Source organism: Salinicoccus siamensis, from assembly GCF_042429615.1.
Taxonomy (GTDB): Bacteria; Bacillota; Bacilli; order Staphylococcales; family Salinicoccaceae; genus Salinicoccus; species Salinicoccus siamensis.
The window spans coordinates 264,273-289,335 of record NZ_JBHMAH010000004.1 but is presented as its reverse complement, the minus strand read 5'-3'; the positions used below and the strand labels follow the sequence as shown (position 1 = coordinate 289,335).

Sequence of the window (25,063 nt, the reverse complement as noted above, 5' to 3'; positions counted from 1 at the left end):
TATGGCAGGCCATACGTGTGTTAATATAAATATATGGTTTTAAAAGAACTTGATAATGGAGCGTAATGAAATGGATAATGACCAACACTATGATCACCTTAAAGAAGAACTGATTTCAAGCGAACGAATATTCGACGGCAAAGTAATTAAAGTGGACCACAGTCGGGTGAAATTGCCGAACGGCGCCGAAGCTGATAGGGAAATCGTCTATCATAAAGGTGCTGTATGTCTGATTGCAGTGCAGGACCACCAGATGTTGTTCGTCAGACAATACAGGGTATCAACAGAAGAATTCCTGCTCGAAATCCCGGCAGGCAAGATCGAGGAAGGTGAAGCGCCTATTGAAACGGCTAGAAAAGAGTTGAGGGAGGAAGTCGGCGGCACCGCCGGAGAACTGAAGAAGATTCAATCTTTCTATGTGTCTCCTGGATTTTCCAATGAATATGTCCATCTTTATGAAGCGGCAGATGTATCCTTCAAGCCGCAGGAACTGGACGATGATGAATTCCTCGACATTGTGAAGATCGACCTCGATCAGCTTAGGGTGGAACTCGAAAGTGGGGCATTCAAAGATGCCAAAACAATCGTTGCAGTCCAACATGTGTTGGCCACCCACAATTTATAATCATTTTAAACACCTTTAAAATTTTTTACAAATCCGTTATAATGTCTGTGATTATATTACAAAGTGGGTGAACCCGTGGAAAATAGGATTCAAAGAATCAAAGAGGCACTGCAGGGTGCCCAATACAAACTGACCCCTCAGAGGGAAGTCACGGTGCGGGTCCTGCTCGAAAACGAAAGGGATCATCTGAGTGCAGAGGATGTCTTTCTTAAAGTGAAAGATAAATATCCGGAAATCGGCTTGGCAACCGTCTATCGTACATTGGAACTCCTAAGCGAGCTGAAAGTGCTCGATAAAATCAATTTCGGGGACGGGGTCAGCCGTTATGACCTCCGCAAAGAAGGGGCTGAACACTTCCATCACCATCTTGTCTGCATGGAATGTGGTGCAGTTGAGGAAATTGAAGAAGATCTGCTTGGCGACGTGGAAAAGATAGTTGAAAATGATTATAATTTCAAAGTTCTGGACCACCGCTTGACCTTCCACGGCGTATGCCGGGATTGCCAGGAAAGAAGTCGAAAAAAATGAATTTTGATGCATACATCGATGAATACCTCCTCTTTCTGAGAGTGGAGAAAGGTCTGAGCCAATCTTCAATCGAATCTTACCATCAAGATCTTAAAAAATATCAGACTTATTTGAACGACTCTGCCATAGATGACTTGAATCGGCTGGACACTGAATTCCTGATTCAATTCCTCAAGATGTTGGATGGTCAAGGTAAAAGCGCCAAAACTTTATCGCGCATGCAATCTACACTGAAAAACTTCCATCAGTTCCTGGTCAATGATGATATCACTGCACATAATCCGGCACTGCGTCTCCAATCCATAAGGAAAGGCAAGACCTTGCCCGTCTACTTGACTGTCGAAGAGATGGAAACTCTGCTATCCACTCCCAATGACTCGATTGCGGGCAGAAGGGACCGTGCCATGATGGAACTGCTCTATGCTTCGGGGCTCCGGGTCAGTGAATTGATCGACATCAAGGCAAATGATATCAATACGGACCTTGGTTTCATCCGCGTAAAAGGAAAAGGGGACAAGGAACGTATCGTACCAATTACAGACTATGTAGGCGATCTTCTTGAATCATATATTTCATCAGGACGGTTGGCTTTACTTAAGGATAAGAATACCGATATACTCTTTTTGACGAACAGGGGAAAGGGCTTCACCCGCCAAGGACTATGGAAGACGATAAAAAAATATGAAGTGCTGAGCGGCATTGGAAAAAACATTACACCGCATACCTTCAGGCATTCTTTCGCCACCCACCTTGTTGAGAACGGTGCTGACCTGAGGGCCGTGCAAGAGATGTTGGGTCATTCCGATATCAGCACTACTCAAGTCTACACACAAATTTCGACCGTAAAAATCAGGGAAATGTACAAACAATTCCATCCAAGAAAGTAGGAGATAGCATGTTTAAGAGAATACATCTGGTAGTACTTGATTCTGTTGGAATCGGAGCGCAGCATGATGCCAAAGATTTCGGGGATGAAGGGTCCCATACACTAAAACATACACTCGAGCAATATCCTGTAGAACTGCCAAACCTGGAAAAGTTCGGTCTGGGATGCATTGACGCATTACCTGGCATCGATTGTCCGGAGGATACTGAAGCATTCTACAGTAAAATGGATGAAGTATCACAAGGTAAGGACACCATGACGGGCCACTGGGAAATCGCCGGTCTCGATATCAAAAAACCCTTTAAAGTCTATCCAGATGGTTTTCCTGAAGCTCTGTTGGATCGAATCCGGGAAGCAACAGGCCGTGACATTGTAGGGAACAAACCGGCAAGTGGTACGGATATCATAAAAGAATATGGTGAGCATCAACTGAAAACAGGCGACCTGATCATCTACACATCCAATGATCCAGTCCTTCAAATTGCGGCTCACGAAGATGTTGTGCCTCTTGAAGAACTCTATGAGATTTGTGAAAAGGTCAGGGCGATGACACTCGACCCGGATTTCCTGGTGGGCCGCATCATTGCAAGGCCATTTATCGGGGAGTCGAAAAACAACTTCAAACGTACTGAAAACAGGCACGACTACGCGCTTGAACCATTCGGCAGAACTGTGTTGAACGCGCTTGAAGACAATGGCAATGATGTAATTGCTGTAGGCAAAATCAACGATATCTTCACAGGTTCCGGTGTGACAGATGCTGTCAGAACAAAAAATAACGAAGATGGCGTGGATAAGCTACTCGAAGTCATGGATCGCGATTTCACAGGTCTTTCTTTCCTCAATCTGGTTGATTTTGATGCGCTCTATGGTCACAGGAGAGATTCTGAAGGCTACAGCAAAGCGTTGAAGGCTTTTGACGACAGGCTACCCGAAATCGTCTCCAGATTGGCGGCTGACGATTTGCTCATCATTACCGCTGACCACGGTAATGACCCTACCTTCAAAGGCACGGACCACACAAGAGAGTCAGTCCCTCTCCTGATTAAAGCCGGAAAAGATATGAACTATAGAGCACTGCGCAATTCCGAGACTTTCAGCGACTTAGCAGCTACCATCGCTGAAAACTTCAACATCGAGTATAAAACGCATGGTAAAAGCCTGTTTGAGGAGATTGTCTCACATGCGAAATAAAAAGTTCACCTTCATTCTGATCGTCCTGGCAGCACTCGCATGGGGGATTGGATATTGGGTCATGGTGCTATAGAAAACATCACTTGTGATGTTTTCTTTTTTTAATGGACGCTTCCCGGTCTGAAATTACACCAGAACGATCCCTGAGCCTATGCTTGAACACTATTGCTTCATCCTGTACGAATATATTTATGGCCATCTCCCGGAATGTCCCGATAGGCGTCAATGGATCATGCATGATGTGCAGGTGCGACCACGTCTCCACTGTGAGGGGGAATTGCAGGGGAATGAAGGGGGTAGTTTTAATATGTTTCTTTCTTTCATGAATCATTGCGATAAGATTTTCAGCCATTCCTAAAGAAATAAGATCATATTCATGCGCTTCATAAAGTGCGATGGCGCGGTTATAGGAACATGCGGCCCCCACTGTATTTCCTTGCCTGTAATGATATTCTGCAACTGCTAACAAAATAAGAAAGACTTCCGGATCATGCTTAGTGAAAACAGGCTTCGATTTCCAGTGGCTCTCCATGATTTCATGGCATTCGAAGTAATCTTGCTTTATAATGAGTTCGTTATAGAAATCTAAGAGTTGTGTACGGTCCATTGTGCCAGCTCCTAACAATTGAGGTTATTTTATGGATGGTTATAAAGTGCGCCTCGATGTATTCGAAGGGCCTCTCGATCTCCTCCTTCATCTGATCAAAGAATTGGAAATTGATATCTATGATATACCGATGAAGGTGCTCACCCGCCAGTATATGGAATACATTGAAGAAATGAAAGAACTTGAAATCAACGTCGCAAGCGAATATCTGCTTATGGCCAGCGAGCTGCTGAAAATCAAGAGTCATACACTTCTTCCCGAACCCGCCTACGCTGAGGAACCGTTCGAAGATCCAAGAGAATCGTTGATGGAGCAACTGATTGAATATCAAAATTTCAAACAATATGCAGAGCAGCTTTCCACGATGAAGCAAGAGAGTGAGCGCTTGTATATCAAGCCGCCAGAAGAGTATGAAGAAGTGGATGTGTCTGAAGACGAAATGGATGTTTCGATATCAGAACTCCTTGTCGCCTACCAAAAAGTACGGTCGAGGGTTGCGCTAGGTCAACCAAAGAACGTTGTCATCAACCATGAACGATACACCCGTAAAATGGCCGAGTCTTTCATTGACGCGCATTTCACAGATCGCGACTCACTTGCATTTCATGAACTCTTCAACTTTAATGAATCAAAATCCAAAGTTGTGGCTGTATTCATAGTACTGCTGGATTATGTCAAGGAAGGCCAAATGAGGATATGCAGGGTGCAGGGGGGAGATTATAAAATTGAGAGGCTGTTTGAGTAATGGAAAAAATTGAAATTATAGAAGGGCTGTTGTACATTGCAGGTGATATAGGCCTGGAAGAAGAACAACTGATCATGCACGTTCCCATTACTAAGGAACAACTGGAGAAAGTGACTGAGAGTTACGATAGACCGAACTTCATCATCCAAAGGCATGGCCACAAATATTTTTTAAAGACATCCCAAGCGATGGAGAAGTACGTCGAACGCGTACTCAGCGACCGCCCGAAGCAGAAACTGTCACAAGCTGCACTTGAAGTCTTATCGATAATTGCCTATAACCAACCCCTCTCGAGAGGGGACATTGAAGTGATGAGAGGAATCAATTCTGATGGGCCTGTCAGCACTTTGATGAGCAAAGGATTGATTGCCAAAAAGAACATACAGGATGCGCGGGCCGCCCATTTTGTAACGACAGATTACTTTTTGCAGCTTTTCGGATTGACTGATTTGGAAGAACTCCCTACACAAGCGGATATTTCAGAACAAGAAGAAATCGACTTATTTTTTGAAAACATGAAGGAGGAAGAATAATGGAAGAAATGCGTCTACAAAAAGCAATTGCAGACAGTGGCTATACATCAAGGAGAAAGGCTGAGGACCTGATAAAGGGAGGACGTGTCAAGGTCAATGGCAAGACAGTATCGGAACTCGGCAGTAAAGTGGTTGATTCCGATAAGATAGAGGTGGATGGCGTGCCACTTGAAACTGAAGAGAAGGTCTACATCCTCTATTACAAACCAGGCGGCGAAATTTCTGCCGTCGAAGACGACAGGCAACGCAGAACAGTTACAGATGCATTCCAGCAAATGGATGTCCGCCTATACCCGGTAGGGCGGCTCGATTATGATACTTCCGGTATCCTTCTGTTGACGAACGACGGAGAATTCACCCAGTACATGACGCATCCGAAATATGAAATGAGCAAAACATACAGGGTCAAAGTCGATGGCGTACTAAAAAGGGAACAGCAAAAAATGATGCGTGAAGGCGTCAGGCTCGATGATGGGCTGACATCTCCTGCAAAACTCAAAGTCGTTAGAGACAAGAACAACAAGAACATGATTCTTGAGCTCACCATACATGAAGGGCGGAACCGTCAAGTTAGACGTATGTTTGAACACTTTGGGCTTAATGTTGTGAAATTGACACGTATCAACTACGACTTTTTGACTTTGGATGGTCTGAGCGAAGGAGAGTATCGTTTCCTCAAGCCGCATGAAGTCAAAAAATTGATCGCCAATGCCAAATCCAGGTAAAACAGAATTGTCATAATACTGTCATGTAGGCTTAAATTATATGATGCTATAATGGACATTATGTATAGGTAGGTGAAATGGATGAAGAAGAGTAACAGGAACGTGCTCAGGGTCAGTGTCATAATACTGATTACGCTACTTATCGGTATCACATTGTGGTTCAATCTGACCTCGGGCACAAAAACTGTGGATGTCGGCGACGAAGCCATAGATTTCAAACTATCGACACTGGAAGGTGAGACCATCCAACTGTCGGAATTAACTGCCGAAAAAGGTGTAATCCTGAACTTCTGGGGCACATGGTGCAAACCATGCCGCGAAGAAATGCCTGATATGAATGATTTTTACATAGATGGCCATGAAGATTATGAAATCGTCGCAGTCAACGTCGGTGAGAACCAGCAACAGATCAGACAATTCATTTCCGGTCTGGATGCGGAGCTGCAATTCCCTATAGCACTGGACAGTGAAAAAAGTGTGACCGACGCATATAACATCGGACCGCTCCCTACCACCATCGCCGTCAATAAGGATGGAGTAGTCGTCAAAAAACAAGAGTACCAATTGAATCATGAGGATATCGCCTCCTTTATAGAGGCTTCCATAGAATAGGATGGATTTAAAATGAAACTCAACGACATACGATGTGAATCATGTGGGCATGTCAATCCGCCCGGGACCCAACTTTGCCAGTCCTGCGGTAAAATGATCGACAACGATTATGACAAGGACAAAATTAAAGACTTGATGCGTTATGACGGCAGCGCCGTAAGGTCAAAAACCCGCTCTAAGAGTATATTCGATAAAATATGGATATTTTTCACCTCAATTAAAGTAGGTGTCAGCATCATACTCGCAATCGCGATTGCAGCAGCAATCGGCACCATCTTCCCGCAGGAATATTTCATCCCTATGGGTGTGGATCCCGCGGAACATTATCAGGAAAACTACGGCTCTTTAGGATATCTCTACTACTCCCTCGGTTTCCATAACCTCTATTCCTCCTGGTGGTTCCTTGTCCTGAATGGCATGCTTGCATTATCCATCATAGCGGCAAGCATAGACAGAGGGATACCGCTGTTTAAGTCACTAAGAAACCAGAGGGTCAAAAAGCATAGTACTTTCTTCAGAAGACAAAGGCTCTCTGCAATGGATGAAGACGCCGGCAAAGTTGATAAACTGGTCGATGGTCTTGCCAAAAAGAGATATAAGGTGAGGGAAGAGGACGGGAATTATCTGCTTGAAAAGGGCAGACTTTCAAGATACGGTCCCTACATCAACCACACAGGATTGATTCTGCTTCTCCTCGGCAGCATGCTAAGGTTCTTCCCTGGGATGTATGTTGATGAAATTCTCTACATCAATGAGGGGGAAACCGAAGAGATTCCGACCACCGATGGCCAGTATTATATTAAAAATGAAAAGTTTACCATAGACACTTATGAAAAAGGCGATGGTGAGGTCTTCCAAAAAGCATTGGCTGAAGGTTCGAGTGCCATCAGTAACTTCCAGACTGACATCACTTTTTATGAGAATGAAAGTGCCGACATAGTGGGTTCCGCACCGGATTTAAAAGCGATTGACGAGTCCAGCATCCAGGTGAACCACCCGTACCGCTTCGACTCTTATGAAGTATATCAGTCAAGTTATGACAATTCACAGATGAAATCGATGACTTTCAAACTCGAAGATTCTTCAGGTAAGACTGTCGGAGATAATTTTACAGTGAACCTCAAAAATCCGGAGTCGACTTTCCCGATCACAGAGGACATCAATGTAAATATGCGGGCTTACTCGCCTGATTTCCTCGAAGTCGCTGAGAATGGTACACTCATATCAGAGACTCCTGTTCCAAGAAACCCGGCATTTGTATTTGAAGTGACGGATGGAAATGACAGCGAGCTGAGCCTATTGCAAATAATGAACAGCACAGATATCACTGAAGACAATGAATACAGCGTTCGGTTCGTTGGTGCAGAAGAGCATATTGCAAGTGTACTCACAGTCAAAAAAGACCATACCATCCCTCTGATTGCCACTGGGTTCGTCATATTCCTGATTGGACTCGCAATTGGCTCCTACATCAACCATAGGCGTATATGGATAAAGACCGATGATGGGCTGTTGATGGCTGCACATACGAATAAAAATTACTTCGGTATGAAAAAAGAATTGAACGAAGTGCTCGCATCCAGCGGTATGGAACCTGTTTCCGATAAGTTGGATGTTGCGCAAACTGATAAAGACGAGGAGTAATATTTATGGCATCTCAATTAGTTACATTAAGCAGCACATTGCTGTATGCGGCTTTTCTGCTTTATCTGGTGGCATTGCTGCCTCTGGGAGCAAGCATCAAGTCGAAATCCAAAAAGCCAGAAAAGATCGCTCTTATAATGGTCGTCATAGGTTTTGTTATGCAACTGTCCTATTTTATATTGAGATGGGTTGCACAAGGGCACGCCCCAGTATCAAATATGTATGAATTCATTACAATGTTTGCAATCATGCTCATTGCAGGATATTTGATCACCTACTACTACTTCAGAAGCACTTTATTCGGGCTTTTCGCACTACCGGTATCCTTACTTCTGACGGCCTATGGCAGTATGTTCTCAAGGGAAGTTGAGCCGCTTATACCTGCACTTCAGAGTAGTTGGCTTGCAATCCATGTCATCACAGTCACCTTGGCCTATGGTATACTATCCATGAGTGCAGTAGCTGGACTGATCTACCTCTTAAAAGCTGTTCCGGCAACTGAGAAGTCGTGGCGGGCAAGGTTCCTTGAAGCTGTTATGGCAGGTATTGTCATCGTCGTCACTTTTATAGCAACTACACTAATCATGCAGAACGTGATTGGTTATCAAGACGACTTCATCTATCAAGATAAGCAGGGCCAGACGCAAGTGGCAGAGTACCATCTTCCGAGCCTGGTTAATTTTGAAGGTGCCGTGGCGGTCGAAAATGTCGGGGATAATAATTATGAAGAAGCAGAACATTTCCATAGCGGCCTCAATTTACCGCCGATCATTGATTCACAGAAACTCAATACTGTAATCTGGTCAGTGATTCTGGGGACGATCGTCTACGGTATCGTACGTCTGATTTTAAGGAAACGCATAATTGCAGCTTTGAAGCCATGGTCCAGTAAAGCGGATCTGAATTTGATGGATGAAATTGGCTACCGTTCAGTAATCATCGGCTTCCCAGTCTTCGCCCTCGGCGGCATATTCTTCGCTGCCATTTGGGCACAGATTGCCTGGAGCAGATTCTGGGGTTGGGATCCTAAGGAAACATGGGCTTTCATCACCTTCATGTTCTATACGATATTCCTGCACCTCAGATTGAATAGGGGATACGAAGGGGAAAAATCCGCATGGCTTGCGATCATCGGTTTCCTGCTGATACTCTTCAACCTGATTGCAATCAACTTACTTGTAGCAGGACTACACTCTTATGCATAAAATGGAAAGAGGGGTTGTATGACTGAAAGAATTCTCGTAGTAGATGATGAGGAGCGCATCAGAAAGCTCCTCAATATGTACCTTGTGCGCGAGGGATATGAGATTGTTGAAGCCGAAGACGGCGAAGAGGCTCTTGAAATTGCAATGGAACAGGATTTTAACTGCGTCCTTCTGGACCTCATGATGCCTAAAATGGATGGCATTGAAGTGGCTAAACGTCTTAGGACCCAAAAATCTACACCTATCATCATGTTGACCGCAAAAGGTGAAGAAAATAACCGGGTTGAAGGGTTTGAGGTTGGGGCAGATGATTACATCGTCAAACCTTTTTCCCCACGTGAGGTTGTCTTACGTGTCAAGGCACTCCTCCGCCGCTCATCTGAGACAGCTTTCATAGAAGCTGATGCCACCGCGAAAGATGTCATCATCTACAATCATCTTGTGATTGACAATGATGCCCATAGGGTACTGGCCGATGATGAAAAAATAAACTTGACGCCGAAAGAGTATGAATTGCTGCTGTTCCTGGCACGCAGCCCCGATAAAGTCTTCGACAGGGAAGAATTATTAAGGGAAGTATGGCACTACGATTTCTACGGTGACCTCAGGACTGTCGATACACATGTGAAGAGATTGCGTGAAAAGCTCAACAAAGTCTCTCCAGAAGCAAGCAATATGATTCATACTGTATGGGGCATCGGTTATAAATTCGAGGTTAACGACTGATGAAGTTCATTAATAGCGTTGTTACAAAACTGTGGTTGACTATCATTCTGATAGTAACGACAGTTTTAATTTTATTATCCATCATATTGAGCCTCTATTTCCGTAATTATGTATTGAATTCCACTGAAACACTCCTTCAGGAGGAAGTGTCACGAGTTGAAGAAATGGTGCTGACTGAACATTATGTCGATAATCCGGATGAAATACTATTCAGGGAAGATAATCTCATCATCTATATGGATGGGACTGTCCTATCAGAAGAATCCGCCACTGATGAATTGATCTTCCGGGAGACGATTGATAAAGAAGGTGAAGGAAGCACAGTCATCCTAAATGATATATACGGCCATGATTATATGGTCAAGGTCTCCAATCTCAGTGATTATTTTGACAAAGATACAGCTATTCTGAAATACCGCGATCTGGAGGACATCAATGAATCGATGCGTGCAGTGACTACCATAATCATTGCAAGTGCTTTCGTACTGTTCATCATCACCACCCTATTCGCCTTCTTTCTGATAAACCGATTGACAAGACCGCTTATAAACCTGAAGAATGCAGCATTCAGAACAGCGAAGGGGGACTATAATAAACTTCAAGTCAAAAGCCGCGATGAATTGGGCGAGCTTACGCTTGCTTTTAATAAAATGAACGATGACATCAGACATAATGTATCGGAAATCACCCATGAGAAAAATTTGCGCGAACAAATATTCACCTATATGAATGAAGGTGTATTATACTTTAACCGTAGCGCAGAATTGATCTACAGCAACCATAAGGGAAATGAAATGAATCATATATTCCAGAGTACGGAATCGGGCAGCATACGCTTCAACGATGCCATCAAGGAAGTGGCAGATAAGCGTGAATCGACCATCGAAAGGGTAGAACTGCAACACCGTCATTTCCAACTATCGTACACCCCGGTGAAAGAGGGGGAGACAGTGTATGGAGTGATACTCCTCATACGGGATATAACTGAAGAAGTGGGCGCTGAGAAAATGCGCTCTGAATTCATTGCCAACGTATCACATGAACTCAAAACCCCGATGGTCATGTTGAGCGGCTATTCCGAGGCGCTCCTCGACGACATTGTGACAGAGCCGCATGAGATCAAGGAAATGATCGGCATCATCAAAGATGAATCAGATCGCATGAATACGATGGTCAATGAATTGATTACAATAGCCCGCATGGACAGTCGTTCCGATTTCTTCGACATCATGGATAACGACTTTAATCTGTTGCTTGAAAAGCTAAAAAGCCGCTTCAGACATGAGATGAATGAAAACGGCATAGAGTTCTCGGTGAATTCATTGGACGGACCGCTGATTTTCCAATTTGATTACGATAAATTGAGTCAAGTGATGACCAATCTCCTGGACAATGCCATCCGCTATACTTCAACGGGAGATGAGATCACCGTGGATGTATCGTCATCGCCACATTCAGTGACGATCGAGGTCCGGGACACAGGTACAGGAATCAAACCGGAGCATCAGGCTAGAATCTTCGAACGTTTCTATAAGGTTGATGAATCGCGGACCAGGGGTCAGCATGGTACCGGGTTGGGTCTCTATATCGTCAAAAGTATCATTGAAAGGCATAGAGGCATCATTGAACTGGAAAGTAGATTCGGGTCAGGCACTACATTCCGGATCACACTACCAAAAACTATTGGAGAGGATTGATGAAAATGAGAAGGTCGCGTCTGGAGAAGCTAATCATCATAAGTATCCTAGCAGCCCTATCCTTCATACTCATGCTTGTACAGTTTCCGATACCCCTTATACCGCCTTTTCTGACTGTGGATTTTTCTGATATCCCTGCTTTCATAGGCTTCATGCTTTTTGGAGGTGTTGCAGGATCTCTTGTGATTTTGATGAAGATTATATTGTATGGACTGCTCATGGCCAGTGAGCCGATCGGCCCTTTAGCAAATCTTCTCGCCTCATTTTCACTTTTGCTCCCCGTATATTTCGTCTACAGTAAATATAAGACCAGAAAATCATTGATTCTAGGGTTCGTTTTAGGGATTACTACATTGACAGTGGCCATGGCTGTGTTGAATTATTTCGTCCTGCTGCCCACGTACGGCCTGATTATCGATCAGCGTGATCTTATAGAGAATATACGTGCAATCATTACTGCCGGAATCATTCCATTCAATATCATAAAAGGTATACTGGTTGGCCTTGTGGCCTATCTGGTGTATACGAAAGTGATTCCCAAACTGAGAAAATGAAAAAATCACCTTGATCGGTCCGATCAAGGTGATTTAAATATCATCATTCATATTTCAAAGGATCGCCATCAAATGGTTCATCTTCAACTTTTATGGAATCCGTCGGGCATCCGTCAAAGGCATCTTCCATATCTTCAAGCAACTCTTCCGGAACCACTGCTGTCCCTTTATTGTCATCCAAGATGACATAGGCGATGCCGTCATCATCGTAGTCATATATATCAGGTGCTGCCGCGCCACATGCACCACATGCGATACAAGTATCCATATCTACAATAGTATATTTTTTCCCGCTCAACACTTTCACCTCTTAACCGATTCATTCTTTATCATTCTAATTCTAATTACGCCATATTTCAATTAAATTAAATATCTGCCCTAATAATACAACCATGGTCGTATTAGGCCACAGACCGCCTCTTTAAATTAAAATGAAAACATATTATACTTACATTGAGAAATATTGAAGTTCTGAGGAGAATGTATATGAAAGACGATTTCTATAAAGATATAAACCATAAGCGGACCCCCGATGAAAAGAAGGACGAAAAGCACGAAAATGGGCATAATGAAAAAAAGGATGCGCCCCGATTGAGTCGGGCTGAGCGTCATAAACAAAAGGATAAAACCGATGGGAAAACCAAACGGCAACCGCTTGGAAAAACTATCGGCAGCTACATCAACCGCGAAAGTATAGACAAACAGAAAACATTCTTCCTAGATAAATTTTCTTCCTACAAAGAAAGATTCAGAGATGAAATCAATGTCTCTAAAAAGAAATTTGGGGAATTGAAGAGAAAACGTCCAAATGTCCCCAAAAATAAAAAGCAAGATGAGGATGGGCATAATAACCGTCGCCTATGGCCCATCATTGTTGCTGGTGTCTTCATACTACCCATAACCATTGCCCTCGGCATTATGATCACAAGCAACTTCTGGCCTGATGACCCGTCGACCCAGATAGCTGATCAATCAGAAGAAAACAGCGAAGAGGCTGCACCTGAGGCACGTAAGGAATTGGAAGAGAAAAAGGCACAAAAAGAAAAAGAGATTGCACAAGCCCAAAAAGGGGAAGATGATGGACGAAGTGAAGAAAAGAACAATGACTTGGGTACAGGCACTTCGGACTTCTCCTACTCAGAGGAACAGCAGTCTGAACTCAATGACGCCGCTGAGGCAGCAATAGAAGAAAAAAAATCGGGGGATGCCAGCGACACCCCAGACAGCCCGGTGACACCATTGGAAGAGGAGTCTGGCGAGCAGCCTGAAGAAGCGACGCAGGAAACTGGGGAGGAACAATCTTCCGTCGAGGAATCGACACAGGAGACTGATCAGGGGCAAGCAGGTTCAATCGGTACTTATACAGTGAGGCCCAATGATAACCTGTACCGCATTGCACTTAGATTTTATGGCGACAACAGTAAAGAGAATATAGATAAAATTCTCGAGGCCAATGGCATCAATGATCATAGAGAATTGTCGGTCGGGCAGGAACTGACGATACCTGAATAGAAAGGTGTAGAACATGAAACAGATAGATACAATCATTATAGGAGCTGGGCCTTGTGGCCTTTCTGCAGCCATAGAGCTGCATAAGCAGGACATGGAGTATCTGGTGATAGAGAAAGGGAATGTCGTTGAGGCGATCTACAACTATCCGACACATCAAACATTCTTTTCTTCCAGTGAAAAGCTGTCAATCGGGGACTTCCCATTTATTACCGAGCAGCATAAACCACACCGGAATCAGGCACTTGTCTATTATCGGGAAGCAGTTAAACACTTCAATTTGAAGATCAATACTTATGAAGAGGTAACTTCAGGACGTAAATCTGGAGAACAGTTCATTCTTGAGACCTCCAAAGGACAGTATGCATGTAATCATCTCATCGTCGCCACAGGATATTATGGGCAACCGAACCATCTGGATGTGCCCGGCGAGGGTAAAGAAAAAGTGTTTCATTATTTCAAAGAGGCCCATCCATTCTTCAATCAAAAAGTACTTGTGATCGGTGGAAAGAATTCGAGTGTGGACGCTGCCATCGAACTCGAGAAGGCAGGTGCTGATGTCACTGTCGTCTATCGGCGCGGGGCGTATTCGAAAAGTGTAAAGCCATGGATTTTACCACAATTCGATTCTCTCGTTAAGAATGACAAGATCGACATGCATTTCAGTACTGAAGTAGTGGACATCAAAGATCAGAGCGTGGTTCTTGAGAAGAATGGTGAGACATTCGAACTGCCCAACGACTTCGTCTTTGCGATGATCGGTTATCACCCAGACTATCGCTTCCTGAGCTCATTTGGCGTTGAGTTGAATGAGAATGAATATGGTACTGCTCCTAACCATGACCCGAACACCATGGAAACGAACATTCCAAATTTATATATTGCCGGTGTCATAGCAGCTGGTAATGACGCAAATACGATCTTTATAGAAAACGGCCGATTCCATGGTAAAATAATTGCTGATGAAATCGCAAAACAGCATTCAGAACGATAGGTTAGAATTTGTTGGAACAATAATAAAACAACTTGGAGATCCCGACTCAATGGATTTCCAAGTTGTTTTTTCTGTAATATCAGCATGCTGCCCGTCAATGTCTGAATACTTCTTCCAGGGCATCATGGCCATAATCATTACATAGCGCGAGCAATAATTTTATGCGTGCTTTCTGCCCGTTCAGCCCATTCGAGAAAATCACGCCCCTTTGTTTCAGGTCATGGCCACCCCCTTCGTAGTCATAATAGCTTCCGACGATACCGTTAAAGGAACGGGAGACTAGAATGACCGGGATATCCGCATCAAGTGCGGCTTGGAGGCCTTCCAATGCTGTTGGCGGAATATTACCCTGGCCGAGTGCTTCCAGAACCAGCCCATCATATCCGGCATCCACCAGTGCCTTAAAGAACGTACCGTCCAGATCTGCATGGGCTTTGATGAGCGCGACCTTTTTGCATAAGTCGACGGAATTGAATTGGTCTTGCCTGTTGATGTGATGGTGGTAGTGGATGTCATCCTTCGTCAAAAAACCGATGGGACCGTGGTTCGGACTCTGGAATGTCGCAATATTTGATGTATGAGTCTTTGTTACATTACGAGCTGTGTGGATTTCATCGTTGAAGACGACGAGCACACCCCTCGAAGCAGATTCCGGGGTCATCGCAGTCTTCAAACTTGATATATAATTATATAATCCATCAGACCCTATTTCATTTGATGATCGCATTGCCCCTGTTATGACCACAGGTTGATCGATATCAAGCGTGAGGTCTAAAAAGTAGGCCGTCTCCTCCAATGTATCGGTGCCGTGAGTAATGACGAACCCATCATGCCTGCCGCCATCCTGCAGGATGATGTCACGGATTACCATCATATCTTCTAAAGTCATATGCGGCGATGGCTTCTGCACCGGGTAGATTTCATCCAGCACAATGCCAAGTGCGCCTGCACCATCCGTTTCCATCTTGAGTGGATTTTCAGAAGTTTGAGTGACGATGCCATCGGTTGATGACATGCTGATGGTGCCGCCAGTATGTATCGCTAAAATTTTATTCTGCACATGACTTCCTCCTAAACGAATTTATAAATCTATGATAGAATATACTGGAACAATGAACAAGGCGGGTTTATATGAAAAATAAAATTAATATCGCAATTGACGGCCCTGCGGCGGCAGGCAAGAGTACCATTTCAAAACGCGTTGCCAAAAAATTAGGCTACATATATATCGATACAGGAGCAATGTACCGCGCCATCACACTTCATGTCATAAGGCATGGGGATGCAGTATTGGATCACCTGGAGGATGTGGACATACGGTTTGGGGCTTCTGGCACATCTGTATTCCTGAACGGAGAAGACGTTTCTCAAGACATCCGCAGCCAGGAAGTGACCCAACGTGTCAGTGAGGTCTCCAGTCAGCACCAGGTGCGCTCTTACCTCGTTTCAATGCAGAGGAAAATTGCGGAAGAAAAAGGTGTGGTGATGGATGGAAGGGACATAGGGTCTACCGTTCTGCCCGAGGCTGAGTTGAAAGTCTATATGAAAGCTTCCGCTGAAATCAGGGCCAAGCGCCGACTGGAAGAAGAAGAAGCGCGCGGGGTCAGGATTGACATCGGCACCTTGACTGAGCAGATCATCCGCCGGGACGCCCTTGATATGAACAGGGAGATTTCACCGTTGGTCAAGGCACCAGATGCAGTGCTTTTGGATTCCAGTCATATGAGCATCGATGAAGTTGAGGATAAAATCATAAAGTTGGCAGAAGGCCTGATTAGGAGTTGAAGATATGTTTTACAATGCAGTCAAGACTTTGGTGAAAGGCTTTTATTATTCCCGTTTCAAGGTAAGGGTAATTGGAGAAGACAGGATTCCTGCTACAGGTCCGGTTTTGATATGCAGCAACCATTCTTCAGAATACGATCCTCCCCTCATAGCCATAAATGTAAAACGGGAGATGTCGTTTTTCGCCAAATCTGAATTATTCAAGATACCTGTGCTCGGTTTTCTGATCAGCCATTTGAATGCTATTCCAGTTGATCGGGGAAAAGGGGACAGGGCAGCGTTGAAGAAATCTGTCGAAAAACTGAAGGAGGGCAATATGCTCCTCATCTTCCCTGAAGGGGGCAGAAACAAATCCGGCACTTTGAAAGACCTTCAACAGGGTGCCAGTTTCATGGCGGTCAAATCCGGAGCTGCCATCGTACCTGCAGCAATCAAAGGCAACTATGACAGAAAAAAAGGGATTACACTTATTTTTGGCAAGCCGATCGATACGAAAGCACTAACGGAACAAGGTAAAAACCGTAAGGAGATTACAGAAATACTCAGGGAAGATATCAACAATCTTCTGATTTCAGAGACAATCACTTGACAAATTGTGATATTTATAAGAAGTTAGAGGTATACTTTTTAGTAATGTAATGGAGGCAGGCACATGACGACAGATAATTTTAAAGAACAAGAGAACAACGAAGAAGTAAACGAAACACAAGTGGACGAAGTGACAGAAGGCAATGTAGAAACAACAGACAGTCTTCCTGAAGAGAACACAACAGAATCTACAGGCACATTTGAAGTTGGTGATATTGTCAAAGGCACCGTCTACAAAGTAGAAGACAAATTTGTCAAAGTACACATTGAAGATTCTGATTTTGAAGGCATCGTACCAATCAGCCAGTTGACCAACAAGAGGATTGAACGCCCTGAAGAAATCGTGTCTGAAGAAGACACTATCGAGGGTGTCGTCATCAAAGTGGAAGACGAAGAAGATCGCAAGAATGTCATCTTCTCAATCAGGAAACTGGATGAGGCGAATGCCTACGAAAAATTGCAGGATGCCAAAGACAATGATGAGACGATCACCGGGAAAGTCATGGAAGTCGTCAAAGCAGGTCTTGTCGTCGATGTGGGAGTAAGAGGATTTATACCGGCTTCTCTTCTGTCAGACGCTTATATTGAAGATCTCGATCAATTCGAAGGGCAGGATCTTGAAGTCAAGGTTGAAGATATTGAATCTGAAAAGAATCGCGTCATCCTAAACCGTAAGCGTATCGTAGAAGCTGAGAAGGCCGAAGAACGCCAAAAGCAACTTGAATCACTGGAAGCGGGAAGCATCGTCGAAGGTGAAGTAGTGCGCATCACTACATTCGGCGCCTTCATTAATCTTGGCGATGTTGATGGACTTGCACACATTTCTGAGCTGGATTACAGCAGAGTCGAAAAAGTCGAAGATGCAGTTAACATCGGCGACAAAGTCCAAGTGAAGATACTCGATGTTGATCCTGAGCAAGAAAGGATCAGCCTATCCCTTAAACAGGCAAAAGCCAGTCCTTTCGATTCCTTCATTGAAGAGCATTCAGAAGGGGAAGTGCTTGAAGGGGAAGTTAAACGCCTCGTCGATTTCGGTGCCTTTGTAGAAGTCACTCCAGGAGTAGAGGGTCTCGTACACGTTTCTGAAATCAGCCACGAACACGTAGCAACTCCTTCCGATGTCCTAAAAGAAGGTCAGACCGTATCAGTCAAAATCCTTTCCTTGGACGAAGATTCCGAAAAAGTTTCATTGTCCATCAAAGAAACATCGGAAAAGCCTGCTCGCGATCCTGAACCAAAAGTCTATCGTGACGATACAGACGATGACGCACCAACACTAGGTGATGTATTCGGAGATCGTTTCAAAGACCTTGATATCTAAACGTTCAAAATAATATTGGATACGACCGGATAAAGAGCGATACCATCGCTCTTTATTTTTATTTTTATGTTAAAATAAGCTTAAATATAGGAGGTTACTTATGTATAAACCGACAATTGCCGTAGTAGGCAGGCCCAACGTTGGGAAATCCACATTATTCAACAGGATAATAGGCGAAAGGAAAGCAATAGTTGAAGATACCCCCGGCGTTACAAGAGACCGCCTTTATGCTACAGGCGACTGGTTGAACTATGAATTCAACGTCATTGATACGGGAGGGATAGAGATTAAAGACGAGCCCTTCCAGGAACAGATTAAAATGCAGGCGGAAATCGCCATTTTAGAGGCAGACGTCATAATGATGATCGTCAATGGCAGGGAAGGTGTCACGAATGATGACCTTTTCGTAGCCCGCATTTTGCAGCAGTCCAAAAAACCCGTTGTTTTGGCAGTCAATAAAATCGACAACTTCGAAATGAGAAGTGATATATACGAGTTCTATGAACTTGGTCTCGGCGATCCGTATCCGGTTTCAGGCTCACATGGCCTTGGATTGGGGGATGTTCTCGACCAGGCGGTAGAGCACTTCAAGAATATTGAAACCGACGTGGCCGAAGATGATTCTGTCCGGGTCTCATTGATAGGGCGGCCGAACGTCGGCAAATCAAGCCTTGTGAATGCCATTCTTGGGGAAGAGCGCGTCATCGTTTCCGATGTGGCAGGTACGACCAGGGACGCGATCGACACCGACTACCATTATGATGGAGAACATTATAAACTGGTCGACACTGCCGGAATGAGGAAACGTGGCAAGGTTTATGAGGCTACAGAAAAATACTCTGTTCTTCGTGCCAATCGTGCCATCGAAAGGTCTGATGTTGTCCTTGTCATATTGGATGGGGAAGAGGGCATAATCGAGCAGGATAAGCGCATAGCCGGATTGGCTCATGAAGCGGGGCGCGCCATATTGATCGTCGTCAATAAATGGGACGCGGTGAAAAAGGACGATAAGACTATGAAGAAGTTTGAAGATCAGGTGAGACAGGAATTCCAATTCCTTGATTATGCACCAGTGGCTTTTGTATCCGCTCTTAACAGGTCGCGGTTATCCACGCTCTTCCCACTCATTCGACTGGCTAATGACTCCCATAAGAAAAGGGTGCAATCAAGTACACTCAACGAAGTGCTGGCAGATAGTGTGAGCATGAATCCTACTCCGACAGATAAAGGCCGCAGACTGAATATATTCTATGGTACCCAAGTCAGTGTCGGACCGCCTACTTTTGTGCTTTTCGTCAATGACGTAGAACTGATGCATTTCAGCTATCGTAGATATTTGGAGAATCAGCTGAGGAAGGCTTTTGATTTTACAGGTTCCCCAATCCACATCATCAGCAGAAAAAGAAATTAGGAGGTTTGGTTGACTTATGAAAATTTCATTGATCGGTACCGGCAGTTTCGGCACCAGTTTATCATTGGTGCTTGCAGATAACGGCCACGATGTCATCATTTATGGCCGGAACAATGAAGTCGTCGAAGAAATCAATACAAAACACACCAATTCTTCATATCTGAAGGAAATAGAACTCCCTTCAAGCATCAAGGCAACTGTGGATTTAAATGAGGCACTGTCCCATGCGGAACTGGTGGTTTTGGCCGTCCCTGTCAAGGCTATACGGTCTGTCACCCGGGATATGCATAAGCTGTTGGAAACTTTGGGTAGGAAAGTTCAAATAGTGCATGTCGCCAAAGGACTTGAACTCGGCACCCACCTCAGAGTGTCTAAAGTCATTGCTGAAGAAACCACTACTGATACGGTTAAAGACATTTCCGTAATGAGTGGTCCGAGCCACGCGGAAGAAGTGGCCAAAAGATCACCTACGACCGTTAGTGTGGCATCTGCACAGCCGGAATATGCTAAAATCGTCCAGGATGTCTTTATGAACAGCTATTTCAGAGTTTACGATAATGATGATATGGTGGGGGTTGAAATCGGTGGTGCCCTGAAGAACATCATTGCCCTTTCCATAGGCGTCATCCATGGGTTGGGGTTTGGCGACAACGCGAAAGCTGCAGTCATCACACGCGGACTTCAGGAGATCGCCCGCCTCGGGACACGTATGGGTGCTGATCCACTCACATTTACAGGGCTTGCTGGTATGGGAGATCTCATCGTCACAGCAACGAGCATGCACTCCAGAAACTATAGGTGTGGCATAATGCTGTCGGAAGGCAAGAGTGTAGAGCAGGCCCAAGAGGAGATGGGCATGGTCGTTGAAGGCGTCAATACGACACGTGCCGCTTATGAGCTTGCTGCAGAATATGAAGTCGAGATGCCGATAACAAAAGTGCTTTACCAGTTCCTGTTTGAAGAAATGAGCGAAGAAGAGGCGACTTATGCCCTGATGCTTCGTGAGAGGACTGGAGAGACGGATAAGCTGAAAGAAGTTATGGGAAAACAAAACAAAGAATGGACTAGAGAGTGATCAAATGTTTGATATATCAAGAATGGATCTTATGTGGATATCCTTCTATTCAATAGGGGCGATGGCTCTGGCAGCCGTCCTCATCTATGTAGCAAGGTATAAAATGAATCAAGGGATTTTCAGTTTCATCGTCTCAATGATTGCATGGGCCCTTCTGATCATTGCATTTCTGTTGATGATTCCTGTACTGGGGGGTAGTACCCATGCATAGATGGAGAATGCTGGTGATGATCATCATCAGTACCATATTCATGGCCGGTTGCCTTTATCCGGAATCCGAAAAGGCGGAGCGCCAAATGCCTGATGAGACACAGATCCAGATGGTGCAGAACGCAGTGGATCTATTCAGTCAGGATTCTGGAGGCCTTTTGCCCATTAAAACTAAAGAAGGCCAGCGCGAATACTTGGAATACCAAATCGACTTTGAGAAACTTGTGCCCGATTATCTGGAGAAACGACCGGAAAACTCCTATGAAATGGGCGGACACTATCAATATGTCGTCATAGACGCTGAGGACGACCCGAAAGTTAAGCTTGCCGATCTGAGGATCACTGAGGAGGTGCGTTCTCTACGTTTGCGGTTAAATGCAATGGGGGAACATGTTGAACTGGATGAACAGATTGATCCGAATGTATACCCACTTGATTTGAAATTCTACAACTTGGAATCAAACCCTACGGTAAAAAGCCCTTATACTGGAGCGGCATTGAATGTCTACTACAACGGTGGGGAAGAATTCATTGTAGACTACAGGGAGGACATCGGAAAAATAATCAAGGAGAATGATCTCTCTTTTGAAACTGGAGATGATGTACGCAGTGTGTTGTACGAATACACACCCATAGTGCCGGTCTATTCCCCAGAAATCACAGTTGATGAGAATAATAATCCAATCTTCATGACAAACCGGTCAAAAGGTGATTAATACGCCTTTTTTTGGTCATAAAACTTCCAAATGCGTTGCAGTGCCCCGGCCACTGTGTTAAAGTCAAAACATAATGATAATGAGCATTATCATTATAGTTATATAAGGAGGTGGACCTAATGAACAAAACAGATTTGATCAATGCTGTCAGTGATCAGGCTGACTTGACTAAAAAAGAAGCAGGTGCTGCTGTAGATGCAGTATTTGACACTATTCAGGAATCACTTAAAAATGGTGAGAAAGTACAACTGATTGGTTTCGGTAACTTCGAAGTACGTGAACGTTCTGCAAGAAAAGGACGCAATCCACAATCTGGAGAAGAAATTGAAATTGCAGCATCGAAAGTTCCAGCTTTCAAAGCAGGTAAAGCACTTAAAGATGCAGTAAAATAATTAATTATTTTAGGCCTAACATATGGTTAGGTCTATTAATTTATAAGGTGATATTTTTCATGGATGCTCTAAGAAAAGAACTCATATCAGACCTCGGTTACCATTCACATATACTTGATATACATAACGATCCCTTCTTCGATTTCTTTTCAGATAATGCTCATACTTTCCAAAACCCCCATGTGAATGAAGCGGTCCTCTTCTTTAATACTGCACTCAATTTTCTGGATACACCATCTGATGACAGCAGGGAACTTGGTGTGCTCGTAGGAGACTATCTCTTCAGTAAATTTTATTTGAAGCTCGCTGAACATGAGGAATATGAAGTGCTCCATGATATGATGAACATGTCGAAGTCTTTGAGTTCTACAAAGTCAGAATTGGCGCTCAAGGAGTCCAGTCCTCAACTTGAAGAGCTTAAATGGCTCCTGTATGGTCCGATGCTGTACTTGATCAAGCATGGCTATGCGGATGATTCACTCAATGATGTCATTGATGAACGGATTAAAAACCTGAACATCACTTCATTGCCATACATAAATCATAAGTAAAGGTGAGGTCAATGGATAAAGAGAAAAAAGTACAGAATATATTCAACACCATCTCAGGCGACTATGACAGGATGAACGATATCATCAGCTTCAACCAACATAATATCTGGCGCAATCGCACGATGAAGGAAATGTTCGTCAAAAATGACCACCGGGTGCTCGATGTCTGCTGTGGCACTGGCGATTGGACCATACAGCTTTCTAAAGTGGCTCCAGGTGCCCAGATTACCGGTTTGGACTTCAGCGAAAAAATGCTTGAGGTTGCTGCGCAAAAAGTTGAAGACTATGAGAATATAGAATTGATCCAAGGCAATGCCATGTCATTGCCTTTTGATGACGATTATTTCGACTACATTACCATCGGCTTCGGTCTGAGAAATCTGCCTGACTACCATAAAGCAATCACGGAATTTTATCGCGTACTCAAACCTGGCGGTAAGTTGGTGATACTTGAGACATCCAACCCTGAAAATCATCTCATCAACAAAGGCTTCAACCTATATTTCGGTAAGGTGATGCCAGCGTTGGGCGGAATCATTGCAAACCGTACCAAGGAATATGAATGGCTTTACGAATCGACAAGCACCTTCCTTACAAAGGATGGACTAAAAGCATTAATGGCCGAAAATGGCTTTGTAAACATAAAAGTCATCAGGCACACTTTGGGCACGGCAGCCACCCATATCGGGTATAAGCCCATCGAATGGACGGGGTCGCTGTGAAAACAGTCAAAGAGTATCTCTCCTCAGATTTTGAGAAGATAAATACACTGATTAAAAAAAATCTGGCGCCAAATAATGTGCTTGTCAATAATAAGAGTTATGAGCTTTTCATGTCGGGCGGTAAAAAAATAAGGCCTACATTCACACTTCTTGCAGGAAAGCTTGGCGACCCGAATAGATTTGAAGATGTGCTAAAAGCTGGCGCCAGTCTTGAGCTCATTCATATGGCCAGCCTGGTGCATGATGACATCATCGACAACAGTAAAATGCGCAGAGGCAAAACGACGGTGTACTATGAACATGGCTATCTTCAAGCCATAAATACAGGCAACTATCTGCTGTCCACTTCAATTTCGCTTGTCAGTACGATAAAACATAAGGAATTGCATAGGTCTTTTTCCGAAACGATAAGAGATCTGGTCGATGGAGAACTATTTCAGCTTGACCAGCAGTTCAATGCGCATCAGACGCTTGATGACTATTATCGGAAAATATACCGAAAAACTGCACTTCTCATCGAGCTCAGCATTAAAATGGGCGGATATGCTTCCGGACTGTCCTCACACACACTCAACCATCTGATCGAATACGGCTATCATATAGGTATGAGCTTCCAGATTATAGATGACTGCCTTGATTTCATAGGGGATGAAAAGAACCTGGGGAAACCGAAGTTTTCAGATATGGAGAATGGCCATTATACACTGCCCGTCCTTTTGCACCGGAATCGTGATGCATCTTTCAGGGATAGGCTGGAAGCATTCAGTAAGGATGGAGAATACCTTGAGGGGTTGATAGAAACGCTCCTTGCCTCAGACGCAATTGAACAATCCTTGTCAATCAGCTCCCAACATATTGAGAAAGCCCGGGAAGCCATAAGAAATATAGACTCTCCAATCAGGGAATATTTGATGGAAATAGCAGAAAAGCTTGCGAATCGTCCAAATTGAATTGAAATAACAAAAATAATAGTGTTAAAATGATGAAGAATAGAAAAAAAGGAGTTTTTGAATAATGGAAAAGACGTTTCTAATGATCAAACCTGACGGGGTACAAAGAAATCTTATCGGTACCATCGTCGAGCGACTCGAAAACAAAGGTTTTAAAATTGCTGGTGCTAAATTGATGCATGTATCTGAAGAGCTTGCGAAAACACACTATCAGGAACATGCAGACAAACCATTCTTTGGAGAGTTGGTGGACTTCATCACTTCAGGTCCAGTTTTCGCCATGGTACTCGAAGGTGAAAATGTAATCGATACTGCTCGCCTTGTGGTAGGCTCCACAAACCCTCAACAAGCAGCACCAGGCACAATCCGTGGAGATTTCGGCCTTACAGTCGGCAAAAACATCATCCACGGTTCTGACTCGAAAGAGAGTGCAGAACGTGAAATTTCTCTATTCTTCAACGACAGTGAAGTATTGGATTACAACTTGTCCAACACTGACTGGATCTACTAGTAGATCTTAATACAAGCTGGGTAATCTACTCAGCTTTTTTTAGTATA

General features: G+C 44.0%; 30 protein-coding genes. 27 read left to right on the top strand and 3 right to left on the bottom strand.

Annotation, left to right across the window (positions count from 1 at the left end):
- The first annotated feature begins 70 nt into the window (after positions 1–70).
- The 4 genes from ACFFLE_RS02155 to deoB all read left to right on the top strand — a co-directional run bounded on the left by ACFFLE_RS02155 (position 71) and on the right by deoB (position 3,233).
- The gene (locus ACFFLE_RS02155; protein ID WP_380569528.1) at positions 71–625 is read left to right on the top strand and encodes an NUDIX hydrolase; all 555 of its coding nucleotides are present in this window, start codon (positions 71–73) and stop codon (positions 623–625) included.
- 75 nt (positions 626–700) lie between these two features.
- Positions 701–1,153 carry a ferric iron uptake transcriptional regulator gene (fur, locus tag ACFFLE_RS02150; protein WP_380569527.1) on the top strand — a complete coding sequence of 151 codons (453 nt, stop codon included), beginning with the start codon at positions 701–703 and terminating at the stop codon, positions 1,151–1,153.
- Positions 1,150–2,040: a site-specific tyrosine recombinase XerD gene (gene xerD / locus ACFFLE_RS02145; RefSeq protein ID WP_380569526.1), complete on the top strand. Its 891-nt coding sequence runs from the start codon at positions 1,150–1,152 to the stop codon at positions 2,038–2,040. Before fur ends, xerD begins: the two co-directional genes overlap by 4 nt.
- 8 nt (positions 2,041–2,048) lie before the next feature.
- Complete coding sequence (deoB, locus tag ACFFLE_RS02140; RefSeq protein ID WP_380569525.1) at positions 2,049–3,233, top strand: phosphopentomutase; 1,185 nt, start codon at positions 2,049–2,051, stop codon at positions 3,231–3,233.
- A gap of 79 nt (positions 3,234–3,312) precedes the next feature.
- Here the strand turns inward: deoB and ACFFLE_RS02135 are convergent, their stop codons facing one another.
- A complete protein-coding gene (locus ACFFLE_RS02135) occupies positions 3,313–3,840 on the bottom strand; it encodes a DUF309 domain-containing protein (RefSeq protein ID WP_380569524.1) in 528 nt (175 codons plus the stop codon).
- Positions 3,841–3,871: 31 nt separating this feature from the next.
- On the opposite strand from ACFFLE_RS02135, the gene ACFFLE_RS02130 reads away from it, so the two are divergent.
- The 9 genes from ACFFLE_RS02130 to ACFFLE_RS02090 all read left to right on the top strand — a co-directional run bounded on the left by ACFFLE_RS02130 (position 3,872) and on the right by ACFFLE_RS02090 (position 12,281).
- A complete protein-coding gene (locus ACFFLE_RS02130) occupies positions 3,872–4,585 on the top strand; it encodes a segregation and condensation protein A (RefSeq protein WP_380569523.1) in 714 nt (237 codons plus the stop codon).
- Positions 4,585–5,118 (top strand): SMC-Scp complex subunit ScpB, encoded by a 534-nt coding sequence (gene scpB / locus ACFFLE_RS02125; RefSeq protein WP_380569522.1) that lies wholly within the window; start codon positions 4,585–4,587, stop codon positions 5,116–5,118. The genes ACFFLE_RS02130 and scpB overlap by 1 nt, the downstream gene beginning before the upstream one ends.
- Positions 5,118–5,843: a pseudouridine synthase gene (locus ACFFLE_RS02120; protein WP_380569521.1), complete on the top strand. Its 726-nt coding sequence runs from the start codon at positions 5,118–5,120 to the stop codon at positions 5,841–5,843. Before scpB ends, ACFFLE_RS02120 begins: the two co-directional genes overlap by 1 nt.
- An 81-nt stretch (positions 5,844–5,924) precedes the next feature.
- The gene (locus ACFFLE_RS02115; RefSeq protein WP_380569520.1) at positions 5,925–6,455 is read left to right on the top strand and encodes a redoxin domain-containing protein; all 531 of its coding nucleotides are present in this window, start codon (positions 5,925–5,927) and stop codon (positions 6,453–6,455) included.
- Positions 6,456–6,467: 12 nt separating this feature from the next.
- The gene (locus ACFFLE_RS02110) at positions 6,468–8,099 is read left to right on the top strand and encodes a cytochrome c biogenesis ResB family protein (protein WP_380569519.1); all 1,632 of its coding nucleotides are present in this window, start codon (positions 6,468–6,470) and stop codon (positions 8,097–8,099) included.
- 5 nt (positions 8,100–8,104) lie between these two features.
- Entirely contained in the window at positions 8,105–9,304 is a 1,200-nt protein-coding gene (gene ccsB / locus ACFFLE_RS02105; protein WP_380569518.1) for a c-type cytochrome biogenesis protein CcsB, read from the top strand.
- 18 nt (positions 9,305–9,322) lie between these two features.
- Entirely contained in the window at positions 9,323–10,030 is a 708-nt protein-coding gene (locus tag ACFFLE_RS02100) for a response regulator (RefSeq protein WP_380569517.1), read from the top strand.
- Positions 10,030–11,727 (top strand): HAMP domain-containing sensor histidine kinase, encoded by a 1,698-nt coding sequence (locus ACFFLE_RS02095; protein WP_380569516.1) that lies wholly within the window; start codon positions 10,030–10,032, stop codon positions 11,725–11,727. Before ACFFLE_RS02100 ends, ACFFLE_RS02095 begins: the two co-directional genes overlap by 1 nt.
- Entirely contained in the window at positions 11,727–12,281 is a 555-nt protein-coding gene (locus ACFFLE_RS02090; RefSeq protein WP_380569515.1) for an ECF transporter S component, read from the top strand. The genes ACFFLE_RS02095 and ACFFLE_RS02090 overlap by 1 nt, the downstream gene beginning before the upstream one ends.
- Positions 12,282–12,324: 43 nt before the next feature.
- On the opposite strand, the gene ACFFLE_RS02085 is transcribed toward ACFFLE_RS02090, so the two are convergent.
- Complete coding sequence (locus ACFFLE_RS02085; protein ID WP_380569626.1) at positions 12,325–12,549, bottom strand: 4Fe-4S domain-containing protein; 225 nt, start codon at positions 12,547–12,549, stop codon at positions 12,325–12,327.
- A gap of 218 nt (positions 12,550–12,767) precedes the next feature.
- Here ACFFLE_RS02085 and ACFFLE_RS02080 point away from each other — a divergent pair, with 218 nt between their 5' ends.
- Positions 12,768–13,793, top strand: coding sequence for a LysM peptidoglycan-binding domain-containing protein (locus ACFFLE_RS02080; protein ID WP_380569514.1), 1,026 nt, complete (start codon positions 12,768–12,770; stop codon positions 13,791–13,793).
- 13 nt (positions 13,794–13,806) lie between these two features.
- Positions 13,807–14,784 (top strand): YpdA family putative bacillithiol disulfide reductase, encoded by a 978-nt coding sequence (locus ACFFLE_RS02075; protein ID WP_380569513.1) that lies wholly within the window; start codon positions 13,807–13,809, stop codon positions 14,782–14,784.
- A gap of 94 nt (positions 14,785–14,878) precedes the next feature.
- On the opposite strand, the gene ACFFLE_RS02070 is transcribed toward ACFFLE_RS02075, so the two are convergent.
- Positions 14,879–15,844, bottom strand: a complete 966-nt coding sequence (locus ACFFLE_RS02070; RefSeq protein WP_380569512.1) for an asparaginase — start codon at positions 15,842–15,844, stop codon at positions 14,879–14,881.
- Between the two features lie 71 nt (positions 15,845–15,915).
- Between ACFFLE_RS02070 and cmk the strand changes: the two genes are divergently transcribed.
- From cmk to ndk, 12 genes are all read left to right on the top strand, one after another.
- The gene (gene cmk, locus ACFFLE_RS02065; RefSeq protein ID WP_380569511.1) at positions 15,916–16,569 is read left to right on the top strand and encodes a (d)CMP kinase; all 654 of its coding nucleotides are present in this window, start codon (positions 15,916–15,918) and stop codon (positions 16,567–16,569) included.
- A 4-nt stretch (positions 16,570–16,573) separates the two neighbouring features.
- A complete protein-coding gene (locus tag ACFFLE_RS02060; RefSeq protein WP_380569510.1) occupies positions 16,574–17,158 on the top strand; it encodes a lysophospholipid acyltransferase family protein in 585 nt (194 codons plus the stop codon).
- 63 nt (positions 17,159–17,221) lie between these two features.
- Complete coding sequence (rpsA, locus tag ACFFLE_RS02055; protein ID WP_380569509.1) at positions 17,222–18,478, top strand: 30S ribosomal protein S1; 1,257 nt, start codon at positions 17,222–17,224, stop codon at positions 18,476–18,478.
- Between the two features lie 100 nt (positions 18,479–18,578).
- On the top strand, positions 18,579–19,889 hold the full coding sequence (gene der, locus ACFFLE_RS02050) for a ribosome biogenesis GTPase Der (RefSeq protein WP_380569508.1): 1,311 nt from the start codon (positions 18,579–18,581) through the stop codon (positions 19,887–19,889).
- A 16-nt stretch (positions 19,890–19,905) separates the two neighbouring features.
- Positions 19,906–20,964 (top strand): NAD(P)H-dependent glycerol-3-phosphate dehydrogenase, encoded by a 1,059-nt coding sequence (locus tag ACFFLE_RS02045; RefSeq protein WP_380569507.1) that lies wholly within the window; start codon positions 19,906–19,908, stop codon positions 20,962–20,964.
- Positions 20,965–20,968: 4 nt separating this feature from the next.
- Positions 20,969–21,175, top strand: a complete 207-nt coding sequence (locus ACFFLE_RS02040; protein ID WP_380569506.1) for a DUF2768 domain-containing protein — start codon at positions 20,969–20,971, stop codon at positions 21,173–21,175.
- The gene (locus ACFFLE_RS02035; protein WP_380569505.1) at positions 21,168–21,890 is read left to right on the top strand and encodes a YphF family lipoprotein; all 723 of its coding nucleotides are present in this window, start codon (positions 21,168–21,170) and stop codon (positions 21,888–21,890) included. Before ACFFLE_RS02040 ends, ACFFLE_RS02035 begins: the two co-directional genes overlap by 8 nt.
- 119 nt (positions 21,891–22,009) lie before the next feature.
- Positions 22,010–22,282 carry a non-specific DNA-binding protein Hbs gene (hbs, locus tag ACFFLE_RS02030; RefSeq protein ID WP_031544853.1) on the top strand — a complete coding sequence of 91 codons (273 nt, stop codon included), beginning with the start codon at positions 22,010–22,012 and terminating at the stop codon, positions 22,280–22,282.
- A gap of 59 nt (positions 22,283–22,341) precedes the next feature.
- Positions 22,342–22,833, top strand: coding sequence for a hypothetical protein (locus ACFFLE_RS02025; protein ID WP_380569504.1), 492 nt, complete (start codon positions 22,342–22,344; stop codon positions 22,831–22,833).
- Between the two features lie 11 nt (positions 22,834–22,844).
- Positions 22,845–23,555 carry a demethylmenaquinone methyltransferase gene (locus ACFFLE_RS02020; RefSeq protein ID WP_380569503.1) on the top strand — a complete coding sequence of 237 codons (711 nt, stop codon included), beginning with the start codon at positions 22,845–22,847 and terminating at the stop codon, positions 23,553–23,555.
- Positions 23,552–24,505, top strand: a complete 954-nt coding sequence (locus ACFFLE_RS02015) for a polyprenyl synthetase family protein (protein ID WP_380569502.1) — start codon at positions 23,552–23,554, stop codon at positions 24,503–24,505. Before ACFFLE_RS02020 ends, ACFFLE_RS02015 begins: the two co-directional genes overlap by 4 nt.
- 64 nt (positions 24,506–24,569) lie before the next feature.
- Positions 24,570–25,016, top strand: coding sequence for a nucleoside-diphosphate kinase (gene ndk / locus ACFFLE_RS02010; RefSeq protein WP_380569501.1), 447 nt, complete (start codon positions 24,570–24,572; stop codon positions 25,014–25,016).
- Positions 25,017–25,063 lie beyond the last annotated feature (47 nt).

Coding starts and splice junctions, on each gene's coding strand:
- ACFFLE_RS02155 (WP_380569528.1), top strand. CDS start 71: ATGGATAATGACCAACACTATGATCACCTTAAAGAAGAACTGATTTCA.
- xerD (WP_380569526.1), top strand. CDS start 1,150: ATGAATTTTGATGCATACATCGATGAATACCTCCTCTTTCTGAGAGTG.
- deoB (WP_380569525.1), top strand. CDS start 2,049: ATGTTTAAGAGAATACATCTGGTAGTACTTGATTCTGTTGGAATCGGA.
- ACFFLE_RS02135 (WP_380569524.1), bottom strand. CDS start 3,840: ATGGACCGTACACAACTCTTAGATTTCTATAACGAACTCATTATAAAG.
- ACFFLE_RS02130 (WP_380569523.1), top strand. CDS start 3,872: ATGGATGGTTATAAAGTGCGCCTCGATGTATTCGAAGGGCCTCTCGAT.
- scpB (WP_380569522.1), top strand. CDS start 4,585: ATGGAAAAAATTGAAATTATAGAAGGGCTGTTGTACATTGCAGGTGAT.
- ACFFLE_RS02120 (WP_380569521.1), top strand. CDS start 5,118: ATGGAAGAAATGCGTCTACAAAAAGCAATTGCAGACAGTGGCTATACA.
- ACFFLE_RS02115 (WP_380569520.1), top strand. CDS start 5,925: ATGAAGAAGAGTAACAGGAACGTGCTCAGGGTCAGTGTCATAATACTG.
- ACFFLE_RS02110 (WP_380569519.1), top strand. CDS start 6,468: ATGAAACTCAACGACATACGATGTGAATCATGTGGGCATGTCAATCCG.
- ccsB (WP_380569518.1), top strand. CDS start 8,105: ATGGCATCTCAATTAGTTACATTAAGCAGCACATTGCTGTATGCGGCT.
- ACFFLE_RS02100 (WP_380569517.1), top strand. CDS start 9,323: ATGACTGAAAGAATTCTCGTAGTAGATGATGAGGAGCGCATCAGAAAG.
- ACFFLE_RS02095 (WP_380569516.1), top strand. CDS start 10,030: ATGAAGTTCATTAATAGCGTTGTTACAAAACTGTGGTTGACTATCATT.
- ACFFLE_RS02090 (WP_380569515.1), top strand. CDS start 11,727: ATGAAAATGAGAAGGTCGCGTCTGGAGAAGCTAATCATCATAAGTATC.
- ACFFLE_RS02085 (WP_380569626.1), bottom strand. CDS start 12,549: ATGGATACTTGTATCGCATGTGGTGCATGTGGCGCGGCAGCACCTGAT.
- ACFFLE_RS02080 (WP_380569514.1), top strand. CDS start 12,768: ATGAAAGACGATTTCTATAAAGATATAAACCATAAGCGGACCCCCGAT.
- ACFFLE_RS02075 (WP_380569513.1), top strand. CDS start 13,807: ATGAAACAGATAGATACAATCATTATAGGAGCTGGGCCTTGTGGCCTT.
- cmk (WP_380569511.1), top strand. CDS start 15,916: ATGAAAAATAAAATTAATATCGCAATTGACGGCCCTGCGGCGGCAGGC.
- ACFFLE_RS02060 (WP_380569510.1), top strand. CDS start 16,574: ATGTTTTACAATGCAGTCAAGACTTTGGTGAAAGGCTTTTATTATTCC.
- rpsA (WP_380569509.1), top strand. CDS start 17,222: ATGACGACAGATAATTTTAAAGAACAAGAGAACAACGAAGAAGTAAAC.
- der (WP_380569508.1), top strand. CDS start 18,579: ATGTATAAACCGACAATTGCCGTAGTAGGCAGGCCCAACGTTGGGAAA.
- ACFFLE_RS02045 (WP_380569507.1), top strand. CDS start 19,906: ATGAAAATTTCATTGATCGGTACCGGCAGTTTCGGCACCAGTTTATCA.
- ACFFLE_RS02040 (WP_380569506.1), top strand. CDS start 20,969: ATGTTTGATATATCAAGAATGGATCTTATGTGGATATCCTTCTATTCA.
- ACFFLE_RS02035 (WP_380569505.1), top strand. CDS start 21,168: ATGCATAGATGGAGAATGCTGGTGATGATCATCATCAGTACCATATTC.
- hbs (WP_031544853.1), top strand. CDS start 22,010: ATGAACAAAACAGATTTGATCAATGCTGTCAGTGATCAGGCTGACTTG.
- ACFFLE_RS02025 (WP_380569504.1), top strand. CDS start 22,342: ATGGATGCTCTAAGAAAAGAACTCATATCAGACCTCGGTTACCATTCA.
- ACFFLE_RS02020 (WP_380569503.1), top strand. CDS start 22,845: ATGGATAAAGAGAAAAAAGTACAGAATATATTCAACACCATCTCAGGC.
- ndk (WP_380569501.1), top strand. CDS start 24,570: ATGGAAAAGACGTTTCTAATGATCAAACCTGACGGGGTACAAAGAAAT.